1 protein-coding gene and 1 pseudogene are annotated in these 2,700 nt (G+C 73.1%); one reads left to right on the forward strand and one right to left on the reverse strand.

Annotation, left to right across the window (positions count from 1 at the left end; all coding sequences use genetic code 11):
- Window positions 1-1,943, reverse strand: a 1,943-nt coding sequence (locus K7G60_RS38485) for an acetoacetate--CoA ligase (protein WP_225805613.1), incomplete at its 3' end; no start/stop codon positions are given.
- A 215-nt stretch (window positions 1,944-2,158) separates the two neighbouring features.
- Here K7G60_RS38485 and K7G60_RS38490 point away from each other — a divergent pair.
- Window positions 2,159-2,700, forward strand: a pseudogene (locus K7G60_RS38490) (glycosyl hydrolase); the annotation flags it as partial.

A 2,700-nucleotide genomic window follows, 5' to 3' on the forward strand; every position in this document is an offset into this window, starting at 1 on the left:
TAGAAGTGGAGGAGGCCGAGGTCGTCGACCGAGCCGGCGTTGACGGCCTTGGCCAGGGGGGTGCCCTGGAGGAGGCGCTTGACCGGGACCTCGATGCGCTTGCCCGTGAGGGTGTGCGGGACGCCCGGGACCTCGATGATCTCGTCGGGTACGTGGCGCGGGGAGAGCTCGCTGCGGATCGTCCGCTTGATGCGGTCGATCAGCTCCTCGTCCAGGGTGGCGCCCTCCGCGAGGTGCACGAAGAGCGGCATCCAGTAGCCGCCGTCCGGTTCCTCCAGGCCGATGACCAGGGACTCGCGGATCTCGGGGAGGCGCTCGACGGCCTCGTAGATATCGGCGCTTCCCATCCGGACGCCCTGGCGGTTCAGGGTGGAGTCCGAGCGGCCGTGGATGACGACCGAGCCGTGGTCCGTGATCGTGATCCAGTCGCCGTGGCGCCAGACGCCCGGGAACATCTCGAAGTAGCTGTCGCGGTAGCGGCTGCCGTCGGGGTCGTTCCAGAAGTGGATCGGCATGGACGGCATGGGGTTGGTGACGACGAGCTCGCCGACCTCGCCGATCAGGGGCTTCCCGGAGGGGTCCCAGGACTGCAGGTCGGTGCCGAGGCCTGCGGCCTGGAGCTCGCCGACGTGGACGGGCAGGGTGGGGACGGCGCCCGCGAAGCAGGAGCAGACGTCCGTGCCGCCGCTGACGGAGGCGATCCACAGGTTCTCGCGGACCTCGTCGTGGAGCCAGCGGAAGCCGTCGGGGGGCAGCGGGGAGCCGGTGGTGGCCACGCACTTCACGGCGGAGAGGTCGAAGTCCCTGCCGGGGTGCACGTCGGCCTTCGCGCAGGCCATCACGTACGCGGCGGAGGTGCCGTACAGGGTGGCGCCGGTGCGCTCGGCGACGCGCCACTGGGCGGCGGTGTCGGGGTAGCCGGGGCTGCCGTCGTAGAGGACGACGGTCGTGCCGGTGAGGAGGCCGGAGACGAGGAAGTTCCACATCATCCAGCCGGTGGAGGTGTACCAGAAGAACACGTCCTCGGGGCCGAGGTCGCAGTGCAGGCCCAGCTGCTTGACGTGCTCGACGAGGATGCCGCCCTGGGACTGCACGATCGCCTTCGGCAGGCCGGTCGTGCCGGAGGAGTACAGGACCCACAGGGGGTGCGCGAACGGCACCTGCTCGTAGACCGGCTCGACGTCGGCGGCGACCAGGTCGGCCCAGGCGAGGGTGCCTTCGGGGGCCGGGGTGCCGAGGAGCGGGATGTGGACGACGGCGCGGAGGGTGGGCAGCTCGGCGCGGAGCTCGGCGACGGTGTCGCGGCGGTCGTGCTCCTTGCCGCCGTAGCGGTAGCCGTCGACGGTGAAGAGGACGACGGGCTCGACCTGCTGGAAGCGGTCCAGGACGCTGCGGGCGCCGAAGTCGGGGGCGCAGGAGGTCCACACGGCGCCGACGGCGGCGGTGGCGAGGAGCGCGACGACGGACTGCGGGACGTTGGGCAGGTAGCCGCTGACGCGGTCGCCGGGCTTCACGCCGAGGGCGCGGAGCTCTGCGGCGAGGGAGCCGACCTGGCGACGGAGCTCGCCCCAGGTGATCGGCGTCGGCTCATGTGTCTCGTCCACATGAAGCAGAGCTGTGTCATGGGGGCGCTCGCCGGCGGCGCGCAGGGCGTGCTCGGCGTAGTTGAGGGTGGCTCCGGGGAACCAGTCGGCGCCGGGCATGGAGCGGTCGCCGAGGACCCTCCCGTACGGGGTGGAGAAGCGGAGGTCGAACCACTCGACGACGGCCTGCCAGAAGGCTTCGAGGTCTTCGACCGACCAGCGGTGGAGCGCCGGGTACCCGCCCTCGGCCGGGGCGCCGTGGTGCTCAGCGGCCCAGGCCTGGAAGCGGGTGACGGCGGCCGTGGCGATGCGTTCCTCGTCCGGCTGCCAGAGCGGCTCGGTCGGCGCTGCTGATGTCATTTGGGGCGGCTCCCTGGCTGTACGCGGATCTGCGTGTGTCTCGCGCACGTGCTGGGGTGTGCGCGTGACGCGGCTGACAGGACGATGCCATGTGATCGTCAATCGCACCAGGTCTGCCCGCCCATGGTCAGGCAGTTGAACATGTGCTCCCACCACGGGTGAACGGCAGCTGAACGGAACCGGTTCGGGCCCCGGCGGGTGGCAGGGTGAGCTGCATGGACGGTCGTGAACTGGTGCGTTCGATCAAGGTGTTCGGTTCGGTGCAGGGCTTGCGGGCGGTGCGGTCGGCGTGGCGGCAGCGCCGTACGGACGCGTGGGGGCTGCCGCCCAGGGGGGCGGAACGGGCCAGGGTGCCGGGGCTCGCGGTGGAGGCGGAGCCGGCTCCGGGCGGGGGGACCGTCCGGTTCGCCCGGTCCTCGCTCCGGATCCGCGTGTCGTCGGGCGGCACGGTGTTCTGGGGGTGGGACGGGGCGGGACCGCTTCCCTCGTACGCCCTGGCGGGCGAGGCGCCCGACGCGGATCCGCGGGCCTCCCTCGAACCGGACACCGACGGCGGCTGGCGGATCGTGTCGGAACGGGTGACGGTGACGGTCTCCCGGCACGGGGCGGTGGAGCTCCGGACCCCGGGCGGGGTGCTGCTCCGCCGGGACCTGCCGCCGCGCTGGCGGGATCCCGTGGCGGGCGGCGGCGGCGGGGGCGGGGGGGGGGGGGGGGGCCGGGGGGGGGGGGGGGGGGGGGGGGGGGGGGGGGGGGGGGG

It is taken from the genome of Streptomyces sp. NK15101 (assembly GCF_020400725.1).
Taxonomy (GTDB): Bacteria; Actinomycetota; Actinomycetes; order Streptomycetales; family Streptomycetaceae; genus Streptomyces.